At 54.7% G+C, this 25,033-nt stretch carries 24 protein-coding genes and 1 pseudogene; 14 read left to right on the top strand and 11 right to left on the bottom strand.

Annotated elements, in window-relative coordinates; genetic code table 11:
* Positions 1-31 precede the first annotated feature (31 nt).
* Positions 32-1,606 carry a M48 family metalloprotease gene (locus IXC47_RS01090; RefSeq protein ID WP_195874453.1) on the top strand — a complete coding sequence of 525 codons (1,575 nt, stop codon included), beginning with the start codon at positions 32-34 and terminating at the stop codon, positions 1,604-1,606.
* A gap of 25 nt (positions 1,607-1,631) precedes the next feature.
* Here the strand turns inward: IXC47_RS01090 and IXC47_RS01085 are convergent, their stop codons facing one another.
* The 5 genes from IXC47_RS01085 to IXC47_RS01065 all read right to left on the bottom strand — a co-directional run bounded on the left by IXC47_RS01085 (position 1,632) and on the right by IXC47_RS01065 (position 4,882).
* The gene (locus IXC47_RS01085; protein ID WP_195874452.1) at positions 1,632-2,231 is read right to left on the bottom strand and encodes a DUF2946 family protein; all 600 of its coding nucleotides are present in this window, start codon (positions 2,229-2,231) and stop codon (positions 1,632-1,634) included.
* 9 nt (positions 2,232-2,240) lie between these two features.
* Positions 2,241-3,197 (bottom strand): YheT family hydrolase, encoded by a 957-nt coding sequence (locus tag IXC47_RS01080; RefSeq protein ID WP_195874451.1) that lies wholly within the window; start codon positions 3,195-3,197, stop codon positions 2,241-2,243.
* 79 nt (positions 3,198-3,276) lie between these two features.
* Entirely contained in the window at positions 3,277-3,705 is a 429-nt protein-coding gene (locus IXC47_RS01075) for a YybH family protein (RefSeq protein ID WP_175625077.1), read from the bottom strand.
* 7 nt (positions 3,706-3,712) lie between these two features.
* Complete coding sequence (locus tag IXC47_RS01070) at positions 3,713-3,913, bottom strand: zinc-finger domain-containing protein (RefSeq protein WP_195874450.1); 201 nt, start codon at positions 3,911-3,913, stop codon at positions 3,713-3,715.
* Between the two features lie 48 nt (positions 3,914-3,961).
* On the bottom strand, positions 3,962-4,882 hold the full coding sequence (locus tag IXC47_RS01065; RefSeq protein ID WP_175625079.1) for a branched-chain amino acid transaminase: 921 nt from the start codon (positions 4,880-4,882) through the stop codon (positions 3,962-3,964).
* A gap of 374 nt (positions 4,883-5,256) precedes the next feature.
* Between IXC47_RS01065 and IXC47_RS01060 the strand changes: the two genes are divergently transcribed.
* The 6 genes from IXC47_RS01060 (at position 5,257) to IXC47_RS01035 (ending at position 11,365) form a co-directional block, all read left to right on the top strand.
* Positions 5,257-6,450 (top strand): phosphoglycerate kinase, encoded by a 1,194-nt coding sequence (locus IXC47_RS01060; protein WP_195874449.1) that lies wholly within the window; start codon positions 5,257-5,259, stop codon positions 6,448-6,450.
* A gap of 114 nt (positions 6,451-6,564) precedes the next feature.
* Positions 6,565-7,629: a class II fructose-bisphosphate aldolase gene (gene fba / locus IXC47_RS01055; protein ID WP_012080695.1), complete on the top strand. Its 1,065-nt coding sequence runs from the start codon at positions 6,565-6,567 to the stop codon at positions 7,627-7,629.
* Between the two features lie 95 nt (positions 7,630-7,724).
* Entirely contained in the window at positions 7,725-8,621 is an 897-nt protein-coding gene (locus IXC47_RS01050) for a phosphoribosylaminoimidazolesuccinocarboxamide synthase (RefSeq protein WP_175625081.1), read from the top strand.
* Position 8,622: 1 nt separating this feature from the next.
* A complete protein-coding gene (gene purE / locus IXC47_RS01045; RefSeq protein WP_175625082.1) occupies positions 8,623-9,126 on the top strand; it encodes a 5-(carboxyamino)imidazole ribonucleotide mutase in 504 nt (167 codons plus the stop codon).
* A complete protein-coding gene (locus IXC47_RS01040; protein ID WP_175625083.1) occupies positions 9,123-10,322 on the top strand; it encodes a 5-(carboxyamino)imidazole ribonucleotide synthase in 1,200 nt (399 codons plus the stop codon). The genes purE and IXC47_RS01040 overlap by 4 nt, the downstream gene beginning before the upstream one ends.
* 20 nt (positions 10,323-10,342) lie before the next feature.
* A complete protein-coding gene (locus IXC47_RS01035; RefSeq protein ID WP_195874448.1) occupies positions 10,343-11,365 on the top strand; it encodes an L-threonylcarbamoyladenylate synthase in 1,023 nt (340 codons plus the stop codon).
* Between the two features lie 41 nt (positions 11,366-11,406).
* Here the strand turns inward: IXC47_RS01035 and IXC47_RS01030 are convergent, their stop codons facing one another.
* Positions 11,407-11,907, bottom strand: coding sequence for a flavin reductase family protein (locus IXC47_RS01030; protein WP_195874447.1), 501 nt, complete (start codon positions 11,905-11,907; stop codon positions 11,407-11,409).
* 111 nt (positions 11,908-12,018) lie between these two features.
* On the opposite strand from IXC47_RS01030, the gene IXC47_RS01025 reads away from it, so the two are divergent.
* From IXC47_RS01025 to IXC47_RS01015, 3 genes are all read left to right on the top strand, one after another.
* On the top strand, positions 12,019-12,645 hold the full coding sequence (locus IXC47_RS01025) for an AMP-binding protein (protein ID WP_195874446.1): 627 nt from the start codon (positions 12,019-12,021) through the stop codon (positions 12,643-12,645).
* Between the two features lie 138 nt (positions 12,646-12,783).
* Positions 12,784-13,323, top strand: a complete 540-nt coding sequence (gene msrA / locus IXC47_RS01020) for a peptide-methionine (S)-S-oxide reductase MsrA (protein WP_175625087.1) — start codon at positions 12,784-12,786, stop codon at positions 13,321-13,323.
* Between the two features lie 30 nt (positions 13,324-13,353).
* A complete protein-coding gene (locus tag IXC47_RS01015; RefSeq protein ID WP_195874445.1) occupies positions 13,354-14,406 on the top strand; it encodes a GMP reductase in 1,053 nt (350 codons plus the stop codon).
* Positions 14,407-14,412: 6 nt separating this feature from the next.
* Here the strand turns inward: IXC47_RS01015 and tcdA are convergent, their stop codons facing one another.
* Positions 14,413-15,246 (bottom strand): tRNA cyclic N6-threonylcarbamoyladenosine(37) synthase TcdA, encoded by an 834-nt coding sequence (tcdA, locus tag IXC47_RS01010; protein ID WP_195874444.1) that lies wholly within the window; start codon positions 15,244-15,246, stop codon positions 14,413-14,415.
* A gap of 212 nt (positions 15,247-15,458) precedes the next feature.
* Between tcdA and pdxH the strand changes: the two genes are divergently transcribed.
* Complete coding sequence (gene pdxH, locus IXC47_RS01005) at positions 15,459-16,094, top strand: pyridoxamine 5'-phosphate oxidase (protein ID WP_175625090.1); 636 nt, start codon at positions 15,459-15,461, stop codon at positions 16,092-16,094.
* Between the two features lie 71 nt (positions 16,095-16,165).
* Here the strand turns inward: pdxH and IXC47_RS01000 are convergent, their stop codons facing one another.
* On the bottom strand, positions 16,166-17,680 hold the full coding sequence (locus IXC47_RS01000; protein WP_230089329.1) for a glycosyltransferase family 39 protein: 1,515 nt from the start codon (positions 17,678-17,680) through the stop codon (positions 16,166-16,168).
* Between the two features lie 272 nt (positions 17,681-17,952).
* Between IXC47_RS01000 and IXC47_RS00995 the strand changes: the two are divergent.
* The 3 genes and pseudogenes from IXC47_RS00995 to IXC47_RS00985 all read left to right on the top strand — a co-directional run bounded on the left by IXC47_RS00995 (position 17,953) and on the right by IXC47_RS00985 (position 20,166).
* Positions 17,953-18,958: pseudogene (locus IXC47_RS00995) on the top strand (glycosyltransferase family 2 protein).
* On the top strand, positions 18,949-19,359 hold the full coding sequence (locus IXC47_RS00990) for a GtrA family protein (RefSeq protein ID WP_195874442.1): 411 nt from the start codon (positions 18,949-18,951) through the stop codon (positions 19,357-19,359). Before IXC47_RS00995 ends, IXC47_RS00990 begins: the two are co-directional and overlap by 10 nt.
* A 15-nt stretch (positions 19,360-19,374) precedes the next feature.
* Positions 19,375-20,166, top strand: coding sequence for a ChbG/HpnK family deacetylase (locus IXC47_RS00985; protein WP_175625094.1), 792 nt, complete (start codon positions 19,375-19,377; stop codon positions 20,164-20,166).
* 8 nt (positions 20,167-20,174) lie between these two features.
* Here IXC47_RS00985 and IXC47_RS00980 read toward each other — a convergent pair whose 3' ends face one another.
* The 3 genes from IXC47_RS00980 to IXC47_RS00970 all read right to left on the bottom strand — a co-directional run bounded on the left by IXC47_RS00980 (position 20,175) and on the right by IXC47_RS00970 (position 24,982).
* Positions 20,175-20,882: a response regulator transcription factor gene (locus IXC47_RS00980; protein ID WP_195874441.1), complete on the bottom strand. Its 708-nt coding sequence runs from the start codon at positions 20,880-20,882 to the stop codon at positions 20,175-20,177.
* A 32-nt stretch (positions 20,883-20,914) separates the two neighbouring features.
* On the bottom strand, positions 20,915-23,206 hold the full coding sequence (locus IXC47_RS00975; RefSeq protein ID WP_195874440.1) for a CHASE2 domain-containing protein: 2,292 nt from the start codon (positions 23,204-23,206) through the stop codon (positions 20,915-20,917).
* A 96-nt stretch (positions 23,207-23,302) separates the two neighbouring features.
* Entirely contained in the window at positions 23,303-24,982 is a 1,680-nt protein-coding gene (locus IXC47_RS00970; RefSeq protein ID WP_195874439.1) for a FecR domain-containing protein, read from the bottom strand.
* Positions 24,983-25,033 lie beyond the last annotated feature (51 nt).

Here is a 25,033-nt window from a genome sequence, read left to right as displayed (position 1 = left end):
GCGGGGAAGCGCCAGAGGTGGAACGTTTGCAATGAGCAGGTATCATAGCATCGTGAAACTGAAATTCATTATTCCTTCTGCTATTTCCTCACCGCGACCATGGCTGCGCTCGCTGGCTATGGCGGGCTTGTTGGCATGCGTGAGCATGCCGGGATTGGTCGCGCCCGTGCACGCGCAATCGCTGCCCAGCCTGGGTGATACCGAACGCGAGGCTTTGTCACCGTTGATGGAGCGCAAGCTGGGTGAACAGATCATGCGCGAGATCAAGCGTAATCGTGATTATCTGAGCGATGCTCCGTTGCAAGAATATTTGAATAATCTGGGCGCCAGCCTGCTGACCGTGCGCCCTGAGGCGCGCGGCGAGGCGCAATACGATTTCTTTTTCTTTGCGGTACGCGATCCCATGCTCAACGCGTTCGCCTTGCCGGGAGGTTTCATAGGTGTGCATTCTGCACTGGTGTTGGCGGCGCAGAATGAGTCCGAGCTGGCCTCGGTGATGGCGCATGAGATAGGCCACGTGGCGCAGCGTCATATTGCCCGTATGCTAGGCAAGCAAAAGCAGGACATGTTGATTCCGCTGGCGGCCATGGTGTTGGGTGCGTTGGCCATCAGTTCCAGTCCGGATGCGGGGATGGCGATGATTATGGGTGGGCAAGGGCTGGCGATACAGCGTCAGCTCAATTTCAGCCGCGAAGCCGAACGTGAAGCCGATAGGGTCGGGCTCGATATCATGCGCGAAGCAGGTTTTGAAACCACCGGCATGATCAATTTCTTTGGCCGTTTGCAAACCGCCAGCCGCAACTATAGCGACAACGCGCCGCCTTACCTGCGTTCACACCCGATGACGACGGAACGTATCGCCGATATTCAGGCGCGCACCCGTGATTTGCGTTACCGGCAACATGTGGATAGTCTCGATTTCCCTTTGATACAGGCGCGTGTGAAAGTCTTGCAAGATCCCAGTCATCAAGGTTTGATCGATGCAGCATCCGCGTTTGAACGTCAGTTACAGCTGAAAACACGGACCGCGATAGTGGCTGGTAAATATGGTTTGGCTGTGATTGCCCTGCGGCAGGGGAATCCTGCTAAAGCACAAAGCCTGTTGAACGATGCTCGTGCTGCCTTGAATAATGGCTCGCCGAGTTCCAAGAGCGCAGTGCTGTCCAGCCTCGCTATCGAGATCAAGCTGGCAGCGCATCAGCCACGCGAAGCAGTGCAGGAAGCGGACGCGGCGCGTGCACAATTCCCAATTTCGCGCGGCATCGCATTGCAGTATGCGGATGCACTGTTTGCGGCCGGGCGTTATGAAGATGCTGCGACTTATTTGCGTGACCAGACACAGTTGTATCGGCAGGAGCCACAGCTGTATGAGCGTCTAGCCAAAGTCTATGCGGCATTGAAGATGCAGGCGCAGCAGCATCTCGCTTTGGCTGAATCGTATGCGTTGAACGGCAGTCTCTCGGCGGCACTGGATCAGTTGTCTATTGCACGCAAAGCACCCGATGCCTCGTTCTACGATCAGTCGATTATCGATGCACGTGAACGTGAGATTAAAGCGCAGCGCCTGGAAGAAATACGCCAGGAAAAAGAAGGCTATACCGGATAGTTATCGAACTGCTGGCTGGCGGCACTCAATCTGCCGTGCGCGGCTGAAGTATGAAACCGAAGCGAGTAGCTGGCTCATCATCCTTGATGTACTGCAGACTGATGTTGCCTGAGTTTGTTTGCAAACTTAAAGCGCCGGTCTTTCCTTCACTTGCCAGCCAAGCCAGCAATTCCTCATCCTTAATCGGGAGATTCCCGAGTTCAATCTGCGGTAAGCACAAAGCCATATCCCGGTCGTCCAGCGCGGCAAATTTATCATCGCCATGCAGAAATAATCTTCCCGTAGCACTGAGATAAGCAGCACTGATATTGTTCGGCGGCTCACCTGTATGCAGGACAAAACCATGAGCGGGATCAGTGTGCGCAATATATGGCGCGATTTCGAGATCGACATACACGCGTTGCGGGCCGTTCTGAAAATAGTAGCGACCTTGCGTGTCGCAAGCGTAGTTGCGCTGTATGAAGCTGATTAAAGCGGGATGGGCGATTTTGTCGCCCGGTAGTTGCTGTGCTTGTGCCGCCTCATTGCGCATGCGCCAGTTGCCACGCGCATCGAGTGCCAGCCAGCCGTAGCAATGCGGGACATTGGGCCACTTGGCCAAAGCTTGTGCAACGATTGCATCCATTCCACCTCCTCAGGCGGCTGTACCTTCGAGGAATCTGACCATACGTTGTGGCAGCCAGTTCAATTTACCCGGTATAGTGCCGACGGCAAAGCCGACATGCCCGCCATGTGCCGGATATTCCAGCGTGACTTTATCTGATGCTTTGGATGGTAAATATTTTGCGGGCAGGAAAGGATCGTTGCGCGCATTCAGTACCAGTGTCGGCACGGTGATGTCTTTCAATACGTGCTTGGCACTGGCGCGCTGCCAGTAGTCTTCGGTGTTGAGGTAACCATGCAGCGGTGCTGTCACTATATTGTCGAAGGCGTACAGGTCACGCGATTGCAGCATGGCATCGCGATTAAAGAGGTCAGGGAATTGTGCCAGCTTGGCCACGCATTTCGGCTTCAGTGTTTCGAGGAAGACGCGCGTGTAAATCATATTGAAACCGCGCGATAGCGCACCGCCGCCACCAGCCAGATCGAGTGGTGCGGACACTGCGCAAGCGGCGTCGACGATTTCGGCCTGATGTTGCGATTCGCCCATCCAGCGCAACAGCGCATTTGCGCCGAGCGAAACACCGGTTGCATAGAACTTGCCCGCACCGCGTGCGCGTGCATACGGCACCAGGCGTTGCAGTATCCAGTTGATTTCCGGTGCATCGCCGGAGTGATAGAAGCGCGGTGCGCGATTCAATTCACCCGAACAACCACGGAAGTGCACCACCGCTCCCGACCAGCCTAGACCGCTGATGTGCGCCATCAAGGCGCGTGCGTAGTGGCTGTTGGACGAGCCTTCCAGCCCGTGGAACAGCACAATGAAAGGCAGGTTTTTACGCCCGTCGACAAAATCCAGATCGATGAAGTCAGCGTCGGGCGTATCCCAGCGTTCACGCCGGTAGCTGACTTCAGGTTTGTTGATGAACTTGGCTGGATAGATGGTTTGCAGATGGCCGCCGGGCAGCCAGCATGGAGCGGGATAGTTCATTACTGGCTTAGTCCTGGAAATTCTGAGGCGTCATGCACGGCACGAAGGTGGCTTGCTTACCTGGTGACAAGCACTGCAATCAGTGCAGCACATTGCTGCTGTGTGCGAGTTCGGCGCGCGGTTTGCCGGGTGCGATGGAAGCGTGATGCAGCACGATGCGCCAGCCCACCGGCGTTTTGATATACACATTGGTGGCGATGATGTGAATGTCGCGGTCGTCTGTCGTGTTGACGGCTTCGATCAGATTGTGCACGGCATTCATGGTGTTCTGTGAAGTATGCAGCTGGGTCGGGCGGATATGTACACCGCCGCGGGTGAAGATTTCCTCCCATGAGGCACGGATGGCGGCGTAGCCGATCAAGCGCGTGCCGTCAGGGTGGATGCAGACGATTTCTTCATCGTCTGCCCATAAAGCCATGAGTGCATCCAGATCGGCACGGCCGATAGCATCGTAAAGTGCGACTTCGATGTCGTCTGCGGTACCGAACTGTTTGCGGGCTTTGGGCATGATGGTCTTAGTGGTGGTGTACGACTGCACCTGGTTTCAGGCGATATACGGTGCCGCAGTACGGACATTTTGCTTCACTGCCGTGGGACAACTCCAGGAACACGCGTGGATGCGAGCTCCAGGCCGGCATCGCCGGGTTAGGGCAGTAGGCTGGCAAATCCTTGCCGTCCAGTTCGATTGCGGATGTGCCCTTGCTTGCTTCTGTCATTTCATTCTCCGAATTACTAGGTTGTAGTCTTGATGCTTGCTTATATATTTAAACGATAGTCAGCCAATGGCTGTATTGCGGCGCTTTACCAGCGACCACATCAAAGAACAGCGATTGCAGTTGGGTTGTGACCGGGCCGCGCTTGCCGTCGCCGATCTGGCGGTTGTCGAGTTCGCGTATCGGTGTGACTTCTGCTGCGGTGCCGGTAAAGAAGGCTTCGTCGCAGCAATACATTTCGTCACGGGTGATGCGTTTTTCGATGACTTCGATACCGAGGTCACGTGCCATCGTCAGCACTGCGTCGCGGGTGATGCCGTCGAGGCAGGATGCCAGGTCTGGTGTATAGAGTTTGCCGTTCTTGACGATGAACACGTTTTCGCCGGAGCCTTCGGAGACATAACCGTCGGTGTCCAGCAACAATGCCTCGTCGTAACCGTCGGTCAGCGCTTCCTGGTTCGCCAGGATGGAGTTGATGTAGTAACCGCAAGCCTTGGCGCGTACCAGCGAGACATTGACATGGTGACGGGTGAACGACGAGGTTTTGACGCGTATACCTTTGTTCAGGCCGTCTTCGCCCAGATAAGCGCCCCACGGCCACGCTGCGATCGCGACATGGATGGTATTGCCTTTGGCGGAGATGCCGAGTTTTTCATCGCCGATCCAGACCAATGGACGCAGATAGCAGGTTTCCAGCTTGTTTTCGCGGACCACTTGCAATTGCGCTTCCATTACTGTTTCCAGATCAAATGGAATTTTCAGCTGAAAAATCTTGGCGGAATTAAACAGCCGTTCTGTATGTTCGCGCAGGCGGAAGATCGCCGTGCCTTTGTCGGTTTTATAAGCGCGCACGCCTTCAAACACACCCATGCCGTAGTGCAGTGTATGGGTCAATACATGAACGGTTGCATCGCGCCAGTCGATTAATTTGCCGTCTTTCCAAATTTTGCCGTCGCGATCAGACATCGACATTTCGGGATCTCCAGTAATTGTGCAAGATCTCGATTTTAACGGATTCGGCTATCGAGAAAGAATGATCAAGGGCATTCTTGCGCGAAATATTGTGATTTTGCGTGCGTATTGAGATCGCTTGAACCGTGCGGATAGTGCTGAAAACATTTTTTGTTATAAAAATTGAATCAATTTGGAGTGGGTGCTTCTAACCCGGGGATTTGCTGCATCGCGGTAATTTCCTTAATATGCGGCCTCTGATTTCCGTCCGGATTGCCTTTTTTGCCCTTTTTCAAGCTGAAACTAGGCATAAAACCAAGGTTTTTGCGGCATCTGGTGCGGTAAAATAGCGGTCTTTCTGATTTTTCATCTTTAACCCTCCAATTTACGAGCACATGCAATTTAAAAGATTGAGCGACCTGATCGCGCGTGGTGAACTGCAGGGCAAGCGCGTTTTTATCCGTGCCGATCTCAACGTACCGCAAGACAGCACGGGCAATATTGCCGAGGACACGCGTATCCGCGCTTCGGTGCCGGCGATACAGCAGGCCTTGCAGGCAGGTGCCGCGGTCATGGTAACGTCGCATTTGGGACGTCCGGTCGAAGGCGAATTCAAACCTGCCGATACCCTGGCGCCGATTGCGCAACGTTTGTCCGAATTGCTGGGACAACCCGTGGCCTTGAAGCAAAACTGGGTAGACGGCGTTGATGTTGCGCCGGGCCAGGTGGTCTTGCTGGAAAACTGCCGCGTCAATAAAGGCGAGAAAAAGAACGACGATGCACTGGCGCAAAAGATTGCAGCGCTGTGCGATGTCTACGTCAATGATGCATTCGGTACCGCCCATCGCGCGGAAGCAACGACACATGGCATCGCCAAGTACGCACCGGTAGCCTGCGCGGGTCCTTTGCTGGCAGCCGAACTGGATGCATTGGGCAAAGCCTTGTTTGCACCGGCCAGCCCATTGGTTGCCATCGTTGCCGGTTCCAAGGTTTCGACCAAACTGACTATCCTGAAAACGCTGGCGGATAAGGTTGATAACCTGATCGTCGGCGGTGGTATTGCGAATACCTTCATGCTGGCTGCCGGTCTGAAAATTGGCAAGTCGCTGGCCGAAGCGGATCTGGTCGGTGACGCCAAAGCCATCATAGACATGATGGCTAAACGCGGTGCATCGGTACCTATTCCGGTCGACGTCGTGTGCGCGAAAGAATTTGCGCCGACCGCAGCAGCGACCGTCAAGGATGTCGCTGATGTAGCGGATGACGACATGATCCTCGACATCGGCCCGAAAACAGCCGACTTGCTGGCCAAACAAATTGCGCAGGCTGGCACCATCGTCTGGAACGGTCCGGTCGGCGTATTTGAATTCGACCAGTTCGCCAACGGTACTAAAACCCTGGCTTACGCGATTGCGGAATCCAAGGGCTTTTCAGTGGCTGGTGGCGGCGATACCCTGGCGGCGATTGCCAAGTACGATATCGCTGACAAGATAGGCTATATCTCGACTGGCGGCGGTGCCTTCCTCGAATTCCTCGAAGGTAAAGCCTTGCCTGCGGTCGCTATTCTGGAACAGCGCGCACAAAGCTGAATGCAGCAAACGGAAGCACGCGATTCCTTGCGTGCCTTCCGCTGATTGTTTTTAAAGAAAATTGCAGCAGTATCGAACTACTGTTGAACCTTTTACTGATTTTGGAGAATTACCATGCCTCTCGTATCCATGCGTCAATTACTCGACCACGCAGCCGAAAACGGCTACGGTCTGCCTGCGTTCAACGTCAACAACCTTGAACAGGTCACGGCCATCATGGAAGCGGCGAATGAAGTCGGCGCACCGGTAATCATGCAAGCATCCGCTGGCGCACGCAAATACGCGGGTGAACCATTCCTGCGTCACTTGATTGAAGCAGCAGTCGAAGCGTACCCACATATTCCCGTCGTCATGCACCAGGATCACGGCCAGTCGCCAGCAGTCTGTATGGCGGCGATCCGTTCCGGTTTCACCTCGGTGATGATGGACGGTTCCCTGAACGAAGATGGCAAATCAGTTGCCAGTTACGAATACAACGTTGAAGTATCGCGCAAGGTTGTCGAGTTCTCGCACGCGATCGGCGTCACGGTAGAAGCAGAACTGGGTGTGCTCGGTTCGCTGGAAACCATGATGGGCGACAAGGAAGACGGTCACGGCGCTGACGGCAAAATGACACGCGAACAATTGTTGACTGACGTTGAGCAGGCAGCAGACTTCGTCAAAAAAACCCAATGTGACGCGCTCGCTATCGCTATCGGTACTTCGCACGGCGCATACAAATTCACCAAGAAGCCTACCGGCGACATCCTGGCGATCGAACGTATCCGCGAAATCCACACCCGCATTCCTAACACCCATCTGGTGATGCACGGTTCGTCTTCGGTACCGCAAGAATTGCTGGCGGAAATCCGCGAATTCGGCGGTGACATGAAAGAAACCTACGGCGTACCAGTAGAAGAAATCCAGGAAGGCATCAAGAACGGCGTGCGCAAGATCAATATTGATACCGATATCCGTCTTGCGATGACCGGTGCGATCCGTCGTTACTTCATCGAGAACCCATCCAAGTTCGATCCGCGCGATTACCTGAAACCAGCACGTGAAGCGGCCAAGCAAGTATGTAAGGCACGCTTCCTGGCATTTGGTTGCGAAGGACAGGCTGCCAAGATCAAGCCACTGCCTTTGGACAAAATCGCAGAGAAGTACAAAAAAGGCGAACTGGCGCAAATCATTCAGTAAAGTGTCCGCAGCAATTTGTTTGCTGCAATTATTTGGTAGTGCATACCCACCTTCGGCGATTCTTGGAATCGCCGTTTCAGATTTATGGAAACGTCATGACTAGTCTGTATCAATCCACCATCACATCACTGCCTTTACTCGGTCGCGGCAAAGTGCGCGAAAACTACGCGGTAGGCGACGACAAAATTCTGATCGTTACCAGTGATCGTTTGTCCGCATTCGACGTGGTGATGAATGAACCGATTCCAACCAAAGGTCAGGTGCTGAATCAGATGTCTGACTTCTGGTTCGAGAAACTGAAAGATATCGTGCCTAATCATTTGACAGGCATTGCACCTGAATCCGTGGTGGCACCAGACGAAGTGGCACAAGTAAAGAATCGTGCAGTGGTCGCCAAGCGTCTGCAACCGATACTGGTGGAAGCCGTTGTGCGCGGTTACCTGATCGGTTCCGGCTGGAACGATTACAAAGCGAGCGGTGCAGTTTGCGGTGTGGCTTTGCCAGCAGGTCTGAAGCAGGCAGAAAAACTGCCTGAACCGATCTTCACACCGGCAGCGAAAGCCGAGATGGGTGAGCACGATGAAAACATCACTTTCGCTGATATGGAACAACGCATAGGCAAAGAACTGGCCAACAAAATCCGTGACGTCAGCATCAAGCTGTACAAAACTGCTGCTGACTATGCAGCTACACGCGGCATCATCATTGCCGACACCAAATTTGAATTCGGCCTGGATAAAGACGGTACCCTGCACCTGATGGATGAAGTGCTGACCGCTGACTCGTCGCGTTTCTGGCCTGCTGATTCGTATGCTACCGGCATCTCGCCACCATCGTTCGACAAGCAATTCGTGCGTGATTACCTGGAAACACTGACCGAGTGGAAAAAGACCGCGCCAGCACCAGCATTGCCTGCTGACGTCATCGAAAAAACCGGTGCCAAGTATCGCGAAGCACTGACCCGTTTGACTGGTCAAGAACTGAAAGGCTGATATGGCAGACGCATTGACAACCAAGCCAGTAGTTGGCGTGATCATGGGCTCTTCATCTGACTGGGATGTGATGCAGCACGCAGTCGCGATCCTGAAGGATTTTGGTATTGCACATGAAGCGCAGGTAATTTCTGCGCATCGCATGCCGGATCAAATGTTTGCCTATGCCGAGTCGGCACGCAGCCGCGGCTTGCGTGCCATCATCGCTGGTGCTGGCGGTGCTGCGCACTTGCCGGGCATGGTTGCAGCCAAAACCATCGTGCCCGTGCTCGGTGTGCCGGTACCTTCCAAATACCTGCGTGGTGAAGACTCCCTGCTGTCCATCGTGCAAATGCCGAAAGGCATCCCGGTTTCGACCTTTGCGATCGGTGAAGCAGGTGCGGCGAATGCTGCGCTGGCGGCAATCGCCATCCTCGCCACCACTGATGACAAACTGGCTGCCAGCCTGCAAGAATTCCGCGCCAAACAAACGCAAATCGCCGTAGAAATGACCCTGCCGACATGAGCACACCGAAACAACTCCCGCCTTTGAATCCATCCGCAACACCTGGCACCTGGCTGGGTGTCATGGGTGGTGGCCAGCTCGGCCGTATGTTTGCGCATGCCGCACAACAAATGGGCTTCAAGGTCGCGGTGCTGGAACCGGCACTCGATTGCCCGGCCAGCCACGCGGCTGATTATTTGCATTGCGCCGATTACACCGATAGCGAAGCCCTGGGCAAGCTGGCAGCGCAATGCGTAGCTGTCACGACTGAATTTGAAAACGTCTCGGCCAAGAGCCTGGCTTTCCTGGCGGAGAGCACCTTTGTTGCACCATCTGCCGATTGTGTTTCGATTGCACAGGACCGGATGGCAGAGAAGCGCTTCTTCATAGAATGCGCGACGACTTCGGGCGTATTCCCGGCGTCGCATAAAGAAATCAATTCAACTGCTGATGTTGATGCCGTACCTGATGATTTATTGCCCGGCATCCTGAAAACGGTACGCATGGGTTACGACGGTAAAGGCCAGGTCCGCGTCAAGACCCGTGAAGAATTGCACGCTGCCTATGCCGGTATGAATGGCGTGGCCTGCGTGCTGGAAAAAATGCTGCCGCTGGCATATGAAATCTCGGTGCTGGCTGCGCGTGGCGCGGACGGCAAGGCAGTGGTATATCCGATCGCGGAAAACGTCCATCGCAACGGCATCCTGTTCACCACCACGGTACCAGGTCCTAACATTACCAAGGCTTCTGCCGAGAAAGCACAAGCAGCAACATTGGCGGTGATCGAACAACTCGGTTATGTCGGCGTGCTGTGCATAGAATTCTTCGTGCTGACCGATGGTTCGCTGGTCGTCAATGAAATGGCACCACGTCCGCACAATAGCGGTCACTACACCATCGACGCCTGCATCACCAGCCAGTTTGCACAACAGGCACGGGCGATGGCGCGTTTGCCTTTGGGTGACGTACGTCAACACTCGCCAGCCGCGATGCTGAACATCCTGGGCGACATCTGGTTCGAAGGTGATTCCGACGAAGCACGTGAGCCGGCATGGGACAAAGTGCTGGCTTTGCCGGGTGCGAATTTGCACCTGTATGGCAAAGACACCGCACGTCGCGCGCGCAAGATGGGTCACATCACCTTTGTTGCAGCGACACTGGAAGAAGCGCAAGCCAACTTGCGCAAAGCCTGTGACATCCTTGGCATCGCTGCCTGATTGCACTGACTAAGTTATCCATGCCTGAAGAGAAACTGGACTGGCCGGCGATACGCGATGCAGCTCGTCGGCTGGAGCAGGGCGAGCTGGTCGCTTTCCCTACTGAGACTGTTTACGGTCTTGGCGCGGATGCAGAAAACCCGGCCGCAGTAGCGAATATCTATGCGGCCAAAGGTCGTCCGTCGAATCATCCTGTCATCGTGCATCTGGCACCGGAAGCTGACCTGAGCTATTGGGTGCAGTCGGTTACGGCTGATGCGCAGAAACTGATCGCGGCATTCTGGCCGGGTCCGCTCACACTCATCCTGAAGCGTGCTGCACACATCCCGGACACCGTCTCAGGTGGCCAGGATTCGATAGGTTTGCGTTGCCCTTCACATCCGGTGGCACAGGCTTTGCTGCGTACTTTCAAGGATGGCAAAGGCGGCGTTGCTGCACCTTCCGCCAATAAATTCGGTCACGTCAGCCCGACCACGGCCGAGCACGTACGTAATGAGTTTGGTAATGATGCTGACAGTTTGCTGACTTGCATACTGGATGGTGGACAAAGCGAAGTCGGTATCGAATCGACCATCGTTGATATGTCGCGTGGTCACGCCGTGCTGCTGCGGCCAGGTCATATCAGTGCGGCGCAAATTGCAGAAGTCATAGGCTCTGCACCTGCGCTGCCGGATCAGGGGGCGCCACGTGCTTCCGGCACGCTGGAAGCACATTACGCACCGCGTACGCCAGTCGTGCAGGTAGATGGTGAACATTTGCTGGCCGTGGTGCAAAAGTTGATTACACGCGGCCGTCACGTGGCTTTGATGCAGCATGCAGCCGATGCGATACCACCGGTTGCTGCCAACATGCGTTTACCGAATACACCGGGTGCTTACGCTCATGATTTGTACGCAGCACTGCGTGCGATGGATGAGGTACATGCCGATGTAATCATTGTGCAGACGCCACCGGCAGATGCCGCATGGAGCGGCGTCAATGACAGATTGCGCCGCGCGGCGCATGATTCACTCGGCGTCTTGCAGCAGCTGTTGCAGGATTGATGCGGCAGGAATAAAGCAGCTGGATTAAAACTGCAGTAGCTTTATTCAGACAGGAAGCGCCCGCCGTGGAAGACCAATGGCGCTTGCGCACGGACATCACAACATTCCACTTCGCCGACAAAGATAACGTGGTCGCCTTCCGGATAGCGGCTGCGGTTATGGCATTCAAACCAGGCCGAGACACCAGCCAGGATAGGCAGGCCAGTAGGTGATAAGGTGTAATCCACACCTGCGAAGCGATCGTCGCTGGGTTTGGCAAACTTCATTGCCAGTTCAGCCTGATCGGCGGCGAGGATGTTAATCACATAGTGCGAGTTACCGCTGAATACAGGCATGCTTTTGGCGGCCTGGTTGAGGCTCCACAATACCAGCGGCGGATTCAGCGAAACGGAATTGAAGGAGCTGGCAGTCAGTCCGAGAAAGCTATTGTCAGCCAGACGGGTCGTGATAATGGTCACGCCAGTGGCAAATTGTGAGAGCGCATCACGGAAATGGCGCGCATCCATCACAGGCGCAGCGTTGGGTGAAGAAGAAATAGACATCGATGTTCCATGAAATTTCGTTCATTATGCCGAAAAAGGAAGTGACATGGCAAAACGCCTCACGTTGCATAGGGCTTTTGCATAAAATGATGTCGGAGGAGACCCCGGTATATGACCTTGTTTGAATTACTACGTGCCCGTGCGAAAACGCATGAAGGCATTATTGTCTCGCGCTCCAGCCGACGTCTGGTGAGCTGGCGCAAGTTCTGGTCGCGCATAGAACGGGGCACCGCGCGTCTGCAGGGCGAGTGGGGTGTCACCAGCGGCGATACCGTAGCGTACTGGGGGCTCGGCCATCAGGATGCGCTGATGCTGTACATTGCCACTGCGCGCTGTGGTGCACGATTGCTGCCTTTGGAGCATCCGTCCTTGCAGCAGGCTAGTGAGGCTATCCTGCGCGATATTCCGGTCAAGATCCTGTTGCACGATGATGAGCTCAGGTTTGCGCAGCCTCCAGCGGCTCCGGTACTGACCAATTTGTCGTCGCTCATTGCCACCCGCAGTTATCACGCGCCGGTTGTGGTGGAAGACGTGCAGTTACCCAGCCTGATTACTATGTTTCGTGATGCGAATGGGCGTTTCCGCACAGAAGAGCATAGCCTGCAGCAACTATCATCAATGACAACCACTCCTGTCACGCAGGAATTCAGGGTAGGCGCCGCACTCTTTGATAATGACGTATTCGCACCACAGGTTTTATCGACGTTGACAGCTGGTGGCACGATCATTTTTCGCTGAAATTCCGCACGGGCTCCCGATATATGGAGAGCCAGGCTGATATTTGCCTCTGCCAAGAGCGGTGATTAGTCTGGAATTTGGTAGGCAGGCAGCAACAGTTGCGCTACAGTCACAGGCATACATGAAGGGAGTCTATGAATGGCAATGGAAATCGCAACTCTGGGTGGTGGCTGTTTTTGGTGCACCGAGGCTGTGTTCCAGCAGCTCAAAGGTGTGCAGGCGGTTGAGTCCGGCTATACCGGTGGTCACGTCGAGAATCCGGTGTATGAGCAGATATGCGAGGGCACGACCGGCCATGCTGAAGTCGTACGCCTGACTTTCGATCCTGCGGTCGTCAGTTACCGTGAAATCCTCGAAGTCTTCTTCACTATCCACGATCCGACTACGCTGAATCGCCAGGGTAATGATGTCGGCACCCAATATCGTTCAGTGATCTATTTCCACTCGCCGGAACAGCAAGACACGGCCAAGCACGTCATCTCCGAAATGGCGAATGTCTGGGACGCGCCTATCGTGACCGAATTGAGTCCGGCCGAGACTTACTACAAGGCGGAAAATTATCATCAGAATTATTTCCGCATGAACCCGATGCAAGGCTATTGCGCTTTCATCGTGGCACCCAAGGTTTCCAAATTCAGGAAAACATTCAGTGACAAAATCCGCGGAGATATGATTTAAGCCGCAGATTTAACGCAGGAGGGCCGCATCATGCATATTGAAGAGTCAGTTAAACTGGATTTCAAGGATGTGCTGATACGGCCAAAACGCTCCACGCTGACATCGCGTCTCGATGTCGATATCTCGCGTGAATTCATCTTCCGCAATTCACACAATACCTATCGCGGCATTCCCATCATCGCTTCCAATATGGATAGCACCGGCACCATGGCTATGGCACAGGCGCTGGCAGGGCACGGCTTGTCGGCGGCATTGCACAAGCATTACTCGGCGGATGAACTGGCCGATTTCTTCCTGCAACGGCATGAGCAAGGTATACCCGCCTCCGGTGCGTTCTACTCGATGGGTATCAGCCAGCTTGATTTTGAAAAGCTGAATGCAGTGATGGCACGTACCGGCGATACGCTCGAATATCTATGTATAGACGTTGCGAATGGTTATACCGAGGGCTTCATCAACTTCGTCAAGAAGATACGCAAGGCTTATCCGCAACTCACCATCATGGCAGGCAATGTGGTGACAGGTGATATCACCGAGGAATTGATCCTGGCCGGAGCCGACATCGTCAAGGTCGGCATAGGGCCGGGTTCGGTATGCACCACGCGCAAGATGACAGGTGTTGGCTATCCGCAGCTATCGGCGGTGATTGAATGCGCGGATGCGGCACATGGCCTAGGCGGGCAGATTTGTGCCGATGGCGGTTGCTCGGTACCGGGTGATCTGGCCAAGGCGTTCGGTGGTGGCGCAGACTTCGTGATGCTGGGTGGCATGCTGGCCGGGCATGATGAAAGCGCTGGTGAATTGATAGAACGCGATGGCAAGAAATTCAAACGCTTTTACGGCATGAGCAGTCGTACCGCGATGGAAAAATATGCGGGTGGGGTCGCCGAGTATCGTGCGGCCGAAGGCAAGGATGTGCTGATCGATTATCGCGGCCCGGTCGCCGATACGCTGCAGGATATCCTCGGTGGTGTGCGTTCAGCTTGTACTTATGTCGGTGCGCACAAGTTGAAGGAGCTGACCAAGCGTACAACCTTTGTACGCGTGACGCAGCAATTGAATGAGGTGTTCGGCAAGTCCTGATCGGACTCAGGTGCTGGCTTGTTCCGCTGCCTCTGCCAGTTTGCGCAAGACGTGCGCTGCGGCTACCAGGCCGAAGGAAGCCGTTACCACCATCGCAGAGCCGAAGCCTGCGCAATTCAAGCCAGTAATGCCGCTGTGTTCATCGCCATCGACTGCACACACTTCTGCCGCTTCCGGAAAGCGCAATGGCTCACTGGAAAACACGGCATCGATACCGAACTTGTTTTTAGTCCCGCGCGGGAAGCCGTGTTCTGCACGCAAGCGTTTGCGTACCTTGGCCAGCAACGGTTCCTGTTCGGTACGGCATAAATCCAGTACTTCTATGCGGGTCGGATCAATCTGGCCACCGGCGCTGCCTATGGTCACCAGCTTCAGGCCGTGTTTGCGGCAGTAAGCAATCAGTGCAGTTTTGGCGCGTACATTGTCGATTGCATCGATGATGTAATCGTACTGATGCGCACCTATCATTTCATCCAGGTTGTCCGCGGTGAGGAAGTCTTCGATTTCGGTGACGACGCAATACGGATTGATTTGGCCGATGCGTTCCGACAAGGCCGTGACCTTGGCTTTGCCGAGGGTGTCGGTCAGCGCGTGGATTTGGCGGTTGATATTGGATTCCGCCAGGTTATCCAGGTCTATCATCGTAATCTTGCCGATGGCGCTGCGGGCCAGTGCTTCGACTACCCAGGAGCCGACGCCACCGACGCCGATGACGCAGATATGGGCGCTACGGAAACGTTTCAGCGCGGCGCTGCCATACAGGCGCGCAATGCCGCCGAAGCGACGGTCAAAATCGATATCGGGTACGGCGGTAAGGGTAGGGGCTGCATTTGAAGTCATCCCGTCATTTTAACGGAGGACGGCCCGACTTTCCTGTTTGATGATGGATAGGCGAGCGTCGGGCGTGTTGTTCTTGTTGTCTATGCAAGAAATGCTTGCGTTGGATCAAATACGCCGGAGCTGCCTGCGGTTAAGGTAGCTGCAGGGACAGGAAATACGCGCTGTCTTACAATGCATGACTAGAACTCATAAAAGAATCAGGAGAAAGAAGTATGTCGATTGCAGATATCCGTACCGATTACACACAGGCGGCCTTGTCGGAGCTGGATACTGATCCGGACCCGGTTGCGCAGTTTGCCAAATGGTTTGATGAAGCCTTGCGGGCGGAAGTGCCGGAGCCGAATGCGATGAGTGTGGCGACGGTAGGCGCCAACGGCCGTCCATCGTCGCGTATTTTGCTGATCAAGGATTTCGATCAGCGCGGCTTTACCTGGTTCACCAATTACGATAGCCGCAAAGGTCAGGAGCTGGCGCAGAATCCGCATGCCGCTTTGCTGTTTCACTGGATACCGTTGGAGCGGGAAGTGCGGATAGAAGGCAAGGTGGAACGCGTCAGTGCGGCTGAGAGCGAACAGTATTTCCAGAGTCGCCCGGTCAAGAGTCGTTTGAGCGCACTGGCCTCATCACAAAGCCAGCCGGTAGCGGATCGTGCGGCCTTGGAAGCGCAGTATGCTGAGGTTGAGGCGCAGTTTGGTCAACATCCGCCACGGCCTGAGCACTGGGGCGGTTATCGCCTGAAACCGGATTACATCGAGTTTTGGCAAGGCCGTGCTTCGCGCCTGCATGACCGGATAGTCTATACGCTGGATAAAGACGGCAAGTGGCAACGTCATCGTTTGCAGCCGTAAATCATCCCGTCGTCGTCAATAAAAAAGCCGCTATCCTGAGGAAGCGGCTTTTTTGTTTTTCTAGTGTGATATTACTTCACGTCTTTAATATCCTTGCAGCTGGCTTGTGGCGGGATGATGCCCCACTCGACGACTACGATAGGGCCACCGGCTTTTTTGGTCCACGGGATTTCCAGTGTGCCGTGTTCAGTGGTTTGCGCCATCAGGGCAATGACGTCGATACCGATGTCGTCAGGATTGACTTCGCTGCGGTTGATTGCCACCAGCATGCCGCATTTCTCGGCTTTTTCTTCATTCACCCACGGTGCCTTGTGGAAGTCTCCATCGATGAAGACCTGCACTTGCGGGCCGATGTGGGTTGCGATATTGCCGCCCAGCCAGGTATCGGATGCAACAAGTGTCAACGGCGTCTGCATATGCGCTTGCCATTGTGCATGCACCTGACGGGCCACTTCAGCACCCGGGAAAGTAGCGCGGCTGGGGCGGCCGGATTTGTCCGCCAGCGGGCCGCGTGCCAGGCCATAGCCGATGGAGCCGAGGATCTGGAACAGGACTACGATGATAATGGTTTTGCGCAGCAGTGCGGTATCGTCGCCCGAACGGAAGACCCAGAATGAAAAGAAACCAAACAGCACAAAGAAGGTGGTCGCCCAGTGTGCCGCCAGCGGTACTTTCATTGCTCCGGCTACCAGCAGTGTCAATACCAGTGGAGCCAGGCCGATGAAGAGCAGGAAGAAACGATCCGAAGCCGCCAGTTCGCTGGCGATTTTGCCCGGACGGGCAGATTTCGGCGTGAGTTTGTATTGGCGACCGGCCCAGATGGCAATCACAACGACAGCCAGGATCAGGGCGGCGATACGTCCCAGGTTGGTCACCAGGAAGCTGGACAAGTCCTTGATTTCCAGCCAATAAGTCTCCAGCGGCACCATTTCACTGCCAGCGTAGGCTATCGGGCCAGCAGCTTGCTGTTTCAGCCACATCAAGTGTGGTGCGACCATTACCAGCAGGATGACAGTTGCAAGCAAAATGCCTTTCCAGGTTTGTGCGCGCAGCAGTTTGCCGGTTACCAGCAGGTACAGGAAGAAGGCAGCGAACTGGATCAGTGCGCTGTATTTGGTCAGGAAGGCGCAGCCGCAAAAGAAGCCGAGCGCAGCCCAGGCGCGCATGCTGTCATAGCGGGTGGCACGGTAAAACATCCAGATCGCACCGGCTACGGCCCACAATTGCATCGTATTGTGGTTATTCATGACGCCGCGTACGGTGAAGTAGGCGACCAGCGAAACCAGCAAAGTCGCGACCAGTGCGCGGCTTTGCGTGGTCATTTCACAGCCTAGTTTCCAGACCAGCCAGAGTGTCAGGATGACGCTTAATTGGCCGGTGAAGAAGGTCAGCCAGACCGGACGGCCAAAAATCGAGACCAGTCCATACAGTATCCAGGTTGGCAGCGGTGGATGCTTGTAGTAGCCCCATTCCAGTCCGCTGGCCCAGACCAGCTCTTCCATATTGTCCCAGTCGGGTGCACGGTGGCTGATACCAGTGAAAACGCTCCATAAAACCAGGTGCAGCAGCAACAGTACGATGACCATCGGTACCAGATTGGATGAGTTCAGCGAAAAGAGCCGACTATTTTGATTGGACGAGGAAACTGGTGGAGTGGGCATCATCGGTAGCGAAAAATGGAAAAGATGTAGATCTGGCGTGGAAACAGGCTTAGTTTCACAAATGCATACAGTGGTGCTGAATTATAATCGCTGCTAAGAATCGTCTTATACACAATTTTTTCAGAATACATGCCTGTTTTCCTGAATTTTGCGGGATGGGTAGAAGCCCAGCAAATGGCGTCCGAAAGGCTTTTTACATGTTGACAGTGCCAGCACTTCCGAAGCATCGTCCGGCTGATGCCCTGATTTCCTGTGTAATTCCGGCTTATAACGAAGCCGCCCATCTGGCCGACTTTTTGCGCGATTTGCGTAAAACGCTGGCGGGTTTCGCTGTGCGCTATGAAATTATCGTGGTCAATGACGGTAGCCGTGACAATACCGACGAAATCATGGCCTCGCTGTTGCACGAGGGCGGGCTGCGTTATATCAGCTTCTCGCGCAATTTCGGCAAGGAAGCGGCCTTATCGGCAGGTATCGATGCAGCGCAGGGCGATGCGGTGATCCTGATGGATAGTGATTACCAGCATCCGCTGGAGTTATTGCCGGAAATGACGCGTTTGTGGCGTGACGGTATCGATATGGTCTACGGCGTGATCAGTGATCGCAGTAATGAGTCGCGCCTTAAGCGCTGGGGCACTGGAATGTTTTATTACCTGATGGAATCCGGTTCGCCGATTACCATCCCGCGCAACGCGGGTGACTTCCGCCTGATGGATAAGAAAGTGGTGGACGCCTTGCGACAGCTGCCGGAGCGCAATCGCTTCATGAAAGGCTTGTACGCCTGGGTCGGTTTCAGCAGTATCGCCTTGCCGTTTGTCCCGGCGGATCGTGCAACTGGTGTTTCCAGTTTCAGCTATCGTAGCCTCGGGCGTCTGGCGATGGCGGGAGTGACCGCCTTCACGACCTTGCCGTTGCGGATCTGGAGTATGGTCGGCTTTGTGATTTCCATTATCGCGATCCTGTATGCGTTCTGGATTGCCGGTGAATCACTGTGACGTACCGGGCTGGTCGACGCTGGCTGCGGGTTTGATGTTTTTCTCCGGCGTACAACTGATTTCCATCGGTGTCTTGGGTGAGTACCTGGGCCGCGTCTATGATGAGGTCAAGAAACGTCCCTTGTACGTGGTAGCGCACGACATTAATAATGGCCCTGCAACGACTGTAAACAACAGCAACGATAAAGATGGCACGCCATGCGCCTGATGGAGTTGTTTCGTGTAATGCGTTTCGGCATCGTCGGCCTGACGGCGGCGGCCGTGCATTACTGGGCGGTGATAGCCCTGGTGGAGTTGCTACATATTGCGCCCTTGCTGGCGAATGTCGGTGGCTTCATCGTTGCCTTCTGGGTCAGCTATTTCGGTCACCGGCACTGGACTTTTTCTGATGCGGTTGCCAGCCATGCCAATGGCGCCAGGCAATCATTCCTGCGTTTCCTGGCGGTGGCGGTGCTGGGTTTTTGCATAAATGAATTATTGTTTTATCTGTTGCTGCGTTATGCCGGTTTGCCTTACTACGTGGCGCTGGCTATCGTGGTCTTCACAGTGGCGGTGATGACTTACATCCTGAGCCGGCTGTGGGCTTTCCGCCATGCTGCACATACGTAAGAAGCTAGACTGACCATGACTCCGATTGCACTTTGCTCTGATGACTACGCACAGAATCCCGGTATTGATGCGGGCATTTTGCAATTGCTGGCGTTTGGTCGCCTGAGTGCGGTCAGCTGCTTTAGTACTGCACCGAACTGGAAGAGCACAGCGGCACCGGCGATACGCGAGCACAAGGGGCAGGCCGATATCGGTTTGCATTTCAACCTGACCGAAGGCTTTGGCCAGACCCGCATGCCGAGCTTGCACGCAGTGATCTTGCGCAGCTTGCTGAAGGGGATGAATGCAGAGCGCTTGCAGCAGGAACTGGAGCGGCAACTGGATGCGTTTGAAGATGGTTACGGCCAGGCACCTGATTTTATTGATGGCCATCAGCATGTGCATCAATTGCCCGGCGTGCGCCAGATCGTGCTGCAAGTGATTAAACGTCGTTATGCGGATAAGACTATCTGGGTGCGCAATACGGTGCCGGCGAATCCGGCATGGAGTGGCAAGCCGCAAATCCTGAAGTATCTGGGCGGGCAGAAACTGGCGGCCGGTTTACAAGTATCCGGCATCAAGACCAACCACGGCTTTGCCGGGGTGTATGGTTTTGATCGCGCTGATTACGGTAACTGCTTCAAGGAGTGGCTGGCGGCGGCGCAGCCGGGCATGCTGATCATGTGCCATCCGGCGACAGAGGTGTATCCGGATGACGAGATAGCGAAGCAACGGGTGGTGGAATACAACTTCTTCCGTTCGCAGGAGTATCTGGATATGCTGGCAGCCGCCAAACTCAAATTGGCGCGGCTATCCAGCATAGTTTGAATCACAGCTTAGAAAGTATCGAGACGATAGCCTATCGTGTACACCGTCGTCAGGCGTACATTGTTGTCCAGCTTCAGTTGCAGCTTGGTCCGTACTTGCGACATATGGGTGTCGAGCGTGCGCGAGGTCATCATGAGTTCGCGTCCCCACACTTCTTCCATGATGCGTTCGCGTGAAATCAATTGCCCGATGTTTTGAAAGAACAGGGCAGCAATATCAAATTCCTTGGGTTTCAGATCAACCGGTTCGCCGCGTATGGTGGCGATCTTGCGCATCAGGTCGAAATTGAAAATGCCGACTTCTACCGCGGTCGCCTGTGGTGCGACGATGGCTGCATCATTGCCTGACACGTGGCGTATGCGTTTCGACAACGCATGAATGCGGGCTGACAGCTCTGCCTCGCGTATCGGCTTGGTCATGTAATCGTCGGCACCGGCCATCAGACCTGCGACGATGTTTTCTTCCAGTACGCGATTGGTGAGGAACATTACGATAATGTTCTCGCCTATGTTGCTGCGTACCCATTCTATGACGTCCTTGCCTGTCATGTCGGGCAAATGCCAATCCAATATCAGGATGTCGAAACGTTGGGACTGCAATGCAGCGATCAGCGTTTTTCCATCTGCAAATGACGTACATTCATGGCCTGCATCGGTAATGACCTGATTGATCAGTTGCGATTCGATCGGATCATCTTCCAGTGACGCTATTTTCATGGCTTACTCTCTAACTCCGTTTTTTAATTAATCTATCCAATCACGCACGGCAAGGTGATGGTGAAGGTACTCCCTAGCCCTACGATACTGCTGACTTCTATACTGCCGTGGTGGCGCTCGACCACCATTTTTACAAAGGCCAGTCCCAGCCCGACGCCATCGTGATCCTGCTCGTCTGCGCGCAGGAAAGGCGAGAAGATGGCGTTGCGATCCGCATCGGCTATGCCTTTGCCATGGTCGGTAATATTGCATACGACGCTGCTGCCGGTTTCGGTATGGAGTGGCTTGGCGCTGCAAATAATTTCTGATCCTTTGGGACTGAATTTGATCGCATTCGATAGCAGATTGCCGAGGGCACGTATCACCAGCGAACGATCGACATTCAGCCAGCAATTCTCGACTTCCTGTGCATCGACCACAATGTTGATGGACTTGCTGTGGGCAAAGGCCCACATATCGTCGGCAGCTTCAGCCAGTAGCGACGAGAAGTCGGTGTCCTGCAATTGATAGGATTGCGATTCCGCCTTGGCCAGATGGACGAAGTCATCGGCCAGGTTCAGCGTGGTTTCAACCGATTTTTCTATACGGCTGAGGAATTCCGGAATGGCGAACGCGGTACTTGGGTTACGTTGCAGCTGGATCAGTGCCAGTATCGACGATTGCGGTACGCGCATATCGTGTGAAATAAAGTTCAGGCTTTCTTCGCGCCGACGTTCGGCAGCGCGCAAGGTGGTGACGTCAATCAGCGAGACGATCCAGCCCAGCATCGAGCCGTCGGTCATGCGTGATGGTGCGGATTTGATCAGGAATTCACGCTTGTTGATATCGCGCGTTTCAATTTCCACCGCAGTGTTGCCAGGGGTTGAATGCAGCAGGGCGACACGCCAGTCGGTACCATTGCTGCCGACGTCCTGCAACATGTCGAACTTGGAGAAAATCGCTTCCAGCGTCGGGGTCTGGCCTTTATCCAGGTTCAGCGTCGCAAAGTACTCGCGGGCGATGCGGTTGTACATCAGGATCTCACCGGTTTGCGACAAGACCAGGGTGGCATCCGGCATGCTGTTCAGATTGTCGATCACGAACTGATGCATGTCGCGGGAGCGATTGGCTGCTATGCGGATGGCACCGATTTGTCGGTCCAGGTAGTCTGAATTCTTGATGCGTACGGTCTCATTGGCATGACGCAAAACCATAGGCGTGGTTTGATTCAGGCGCGCGAATTCTTCGCTGAGGTAGGCGAGGGCAGCCTCCAGGCGACGCCAGCTCCATAGAGGATAAACAATTACGATCATCAAAATGGCTGCGCTAGGCGGTATCCATAATTCTTCGAGGAAGGCGCCATAGGTCAGCGCACTGATCAGGCTGGCCAGGAATAGCGTCAGGCCGAGCGCACCAAACGGTGAGAAGTAGCGGCAGGCGAGCAGTGCCAGTGAAGTGGACAGCAGCGTAAACAGTATGGTTTGCCAGCGCGCTGCCGGGCTGATACTGCGATCTTCTATCAGGCCTGTCAGGATGTTGGCGTTGATTTCAACACCGGACATCGCTTCGTGATCAGTCGTCACCGGCGTCGCAAAAGTCGATGCTATGCCAGCGGCGGTCGCGCCGATCAATACATATTTATCGGTAAAGAAGCTGGGAGGAATCTTGCCCGACAAGACGTCGATATAGGAAATCGTTTTGAAGTGACCGGGGCGGCCAGCGTATGGGATGCGCGCCAGGTGATCGCCTTGCAGGATGCTGTTGACGTCGATATCCCGATAGTCGTCGGAGACGATGTTGTCGCCGGTGAGGTTACGCGTACCGTCGCTATGCGCCGCATTGAAGACCGCCTGTGCAAACTGTGGCCAGGACACGCCATGCAGTTTTTCCTGCAGGTAAATGCCACGGACTACGCCATCCGCTTCAAAAGTGAAGTGGATATGCCCCAGGCTGTTTGCTGCCTGGCGGAACGCGGGCAGCGGCAGCGTTGGTTGCAAGCCTATCGGTGTGCGTTCTATCAGTACTGGTAAAACAGTGCGTTTGTTATTCGCAATCGCACTTGCCAGCAAGGCATCGTCATCGGAGAGGTATTGCGGTTCGGCGAAGATGATGTCCATGCCGACGGCTTTCGCTTTGGCCTTGGTCAGGATATCCAGCAATTCCGCGTGGGTGCGTCGCTGCCATGGCCAGCGTCCGAGTGAGGCGATACTGAATTCATCGATTGCGATAATGACGACGTCGGATGGCGCCGGGCGTTGTGTCGCCTTGACCAGATTGTCATATATAAAGCGATCCGCCTGGCCCAGGCCATTTTCGTAGCCGAGCAGGATTGCCAGCAACAACATGAGGAACAGGAAAATACGCCATTCTTTTCTTAATGGTGATTTGGCTGTTCGCAAATTGGGCGTAATGGATCGGATAAGCAAACCGGGGTGACTTGATTAGTAGCTGCTGCCCAGGGGCTGCCCCTGCGATTCGAGCGGTGCATCGTACTCGGTACGCCATTGCAGCGGGACAGAGAATTTTTGTGCCGGTGAGAAAGCACCGACGAAGCCATCGTCATCAGTACTGCGTACGCGTGCATAGTAGGTGCCTGCTTCCGGACGCGGAATGGCGACTTCTGCCTTGCTGCTCTCTATATTGTTCAGCAAGGTTTTGAAGTCCGGCGTGGCGGCAACCTGGAAGGTAAAGCGCTGGCCAGGTTCTGCACTCCAGGAAAACTGGATTTCTTTCTGGCCGATGCTGGCCGATGGTGCGTCCAGGCCTGGTATCACGGCCAATGGCTTCGCATCGCCAAACGGGCCTTGTTTGGATGTGTTGCCCGAACGGAGTATAGAGGCGACACGCCAGTAATAATTTCCACGCGCAAGCGGCACCGTCATTTCGTCGGCGCCGGTGTCGGCAGTCTGATCGAAGATGATGCCCTGGAACGTCGCGTCGCTTGCAACTTGCAGGCGATAATCCTTGATGCCTTCGGCCAGCGACCATTTCATCGTGACCGGGATGCGTTCATTTTGCAACTGACCCTGGAACTTGGCACCTGGTTGCAGCAGGAACGGCGGGAATGGACGGGCATCGACACGGAAGGCTTGTATCGTCGGTATACCTTCGAGTCCGGCCGCATCTAGCGCGCTGGTACGGACGAAGTAGGCACCGTCTTCCAGGTTTTCCAGTTTCGCGACCGCTTTGCCGTTATTGCTGCGTATGCTGGTTTCGGCAATATTGTTGCGTCCGGCCGCGTCGGTAGAAACGATGACGCGGAATGCCGCGGCACTTGCGTGCGACAACGGGAACTGAATAGGCAAGCGTATTTGCTGCTGGTAGCCGTCTTGCAATACCGGTGCCGTCAGTAGTGCGACTGGTTTGCTGACGCGGCCATTCTCAACCACCGTGCCATAACCGGCCGCAACCAGTTGCTTGCTGGGTTTGTTGACGGCAGTGTTTTGTGCGACCGCGACTTTACCTTCGAGGACTTCATTCAAGACCCGTTTGTCATCCACATTCACACGGAAGTTGGTGCCGCGCACACCAGAGACGGCGAGCGGGCTGATGACTTCAAATTTGCCGTCGGGTCTATTATTTAATGGCGTGACTTGTGATTCAACTCGACCCTTCTGCAGATACAGCTGGGTGCGCGGTGTTTCCACATACTGAGTGGCGCGCAACAGACGCAGGCTGACCACGCTATTCGGTGGCAGTGTGAATTGGGTGCCGTCATCCAGCATCAGCGAGATAAAGCTGTTCGCCATTGTGGTCAGCGTGTCGCCTTCCTTTAATAGCGCGTCTATTTTCGCTTCTATCGCGTTGCCGTCATGTCCGCGGATCACCACGTCGCCAAAGAAGCTTTTGATCCGTGCAAATGTTGAAACCGGCGTGAGCAGACGGGCAGGGATCAGGACTTTGCGACCGATAGGAATGGTCCTGTCGTTTTCGATCTGGTTGGTCTGGCCTATGGCGCGCCAATTTTTGACGTGGCCGGTAAATTTCTGCGAAATACTGGACAAGGTTTCGTGTTGCGAAACGGAGTACACAACGCCATCGCGCGTCACGCTGATGTTATCTGCGGATGCGGAAGAACTGATTGCGATTAACAGGAATGCACTAGCTATGGTTCTCAACACTGCTTGCCTCTTAAGGTACTTCGCGAAATCCTTGAATTTATGCGGTATTTT

This window comes from Herminiimonas contaminans (genome assembly GCF_015645465.1).
In the GTDB taxonomy this organism is placed as follows: domain Bacteria; phylum Pseudomonadota; class Gammaproteobacteria; order Burkholderiales; family Burkholderiaceae_D; genus Oxalicibacterium; species Oxalicibacterium contaminans.
Note: the sequence above shows the minus strand (reverse complement) of the source record. Positions and strands in the feature narration are given on the sequence as shown.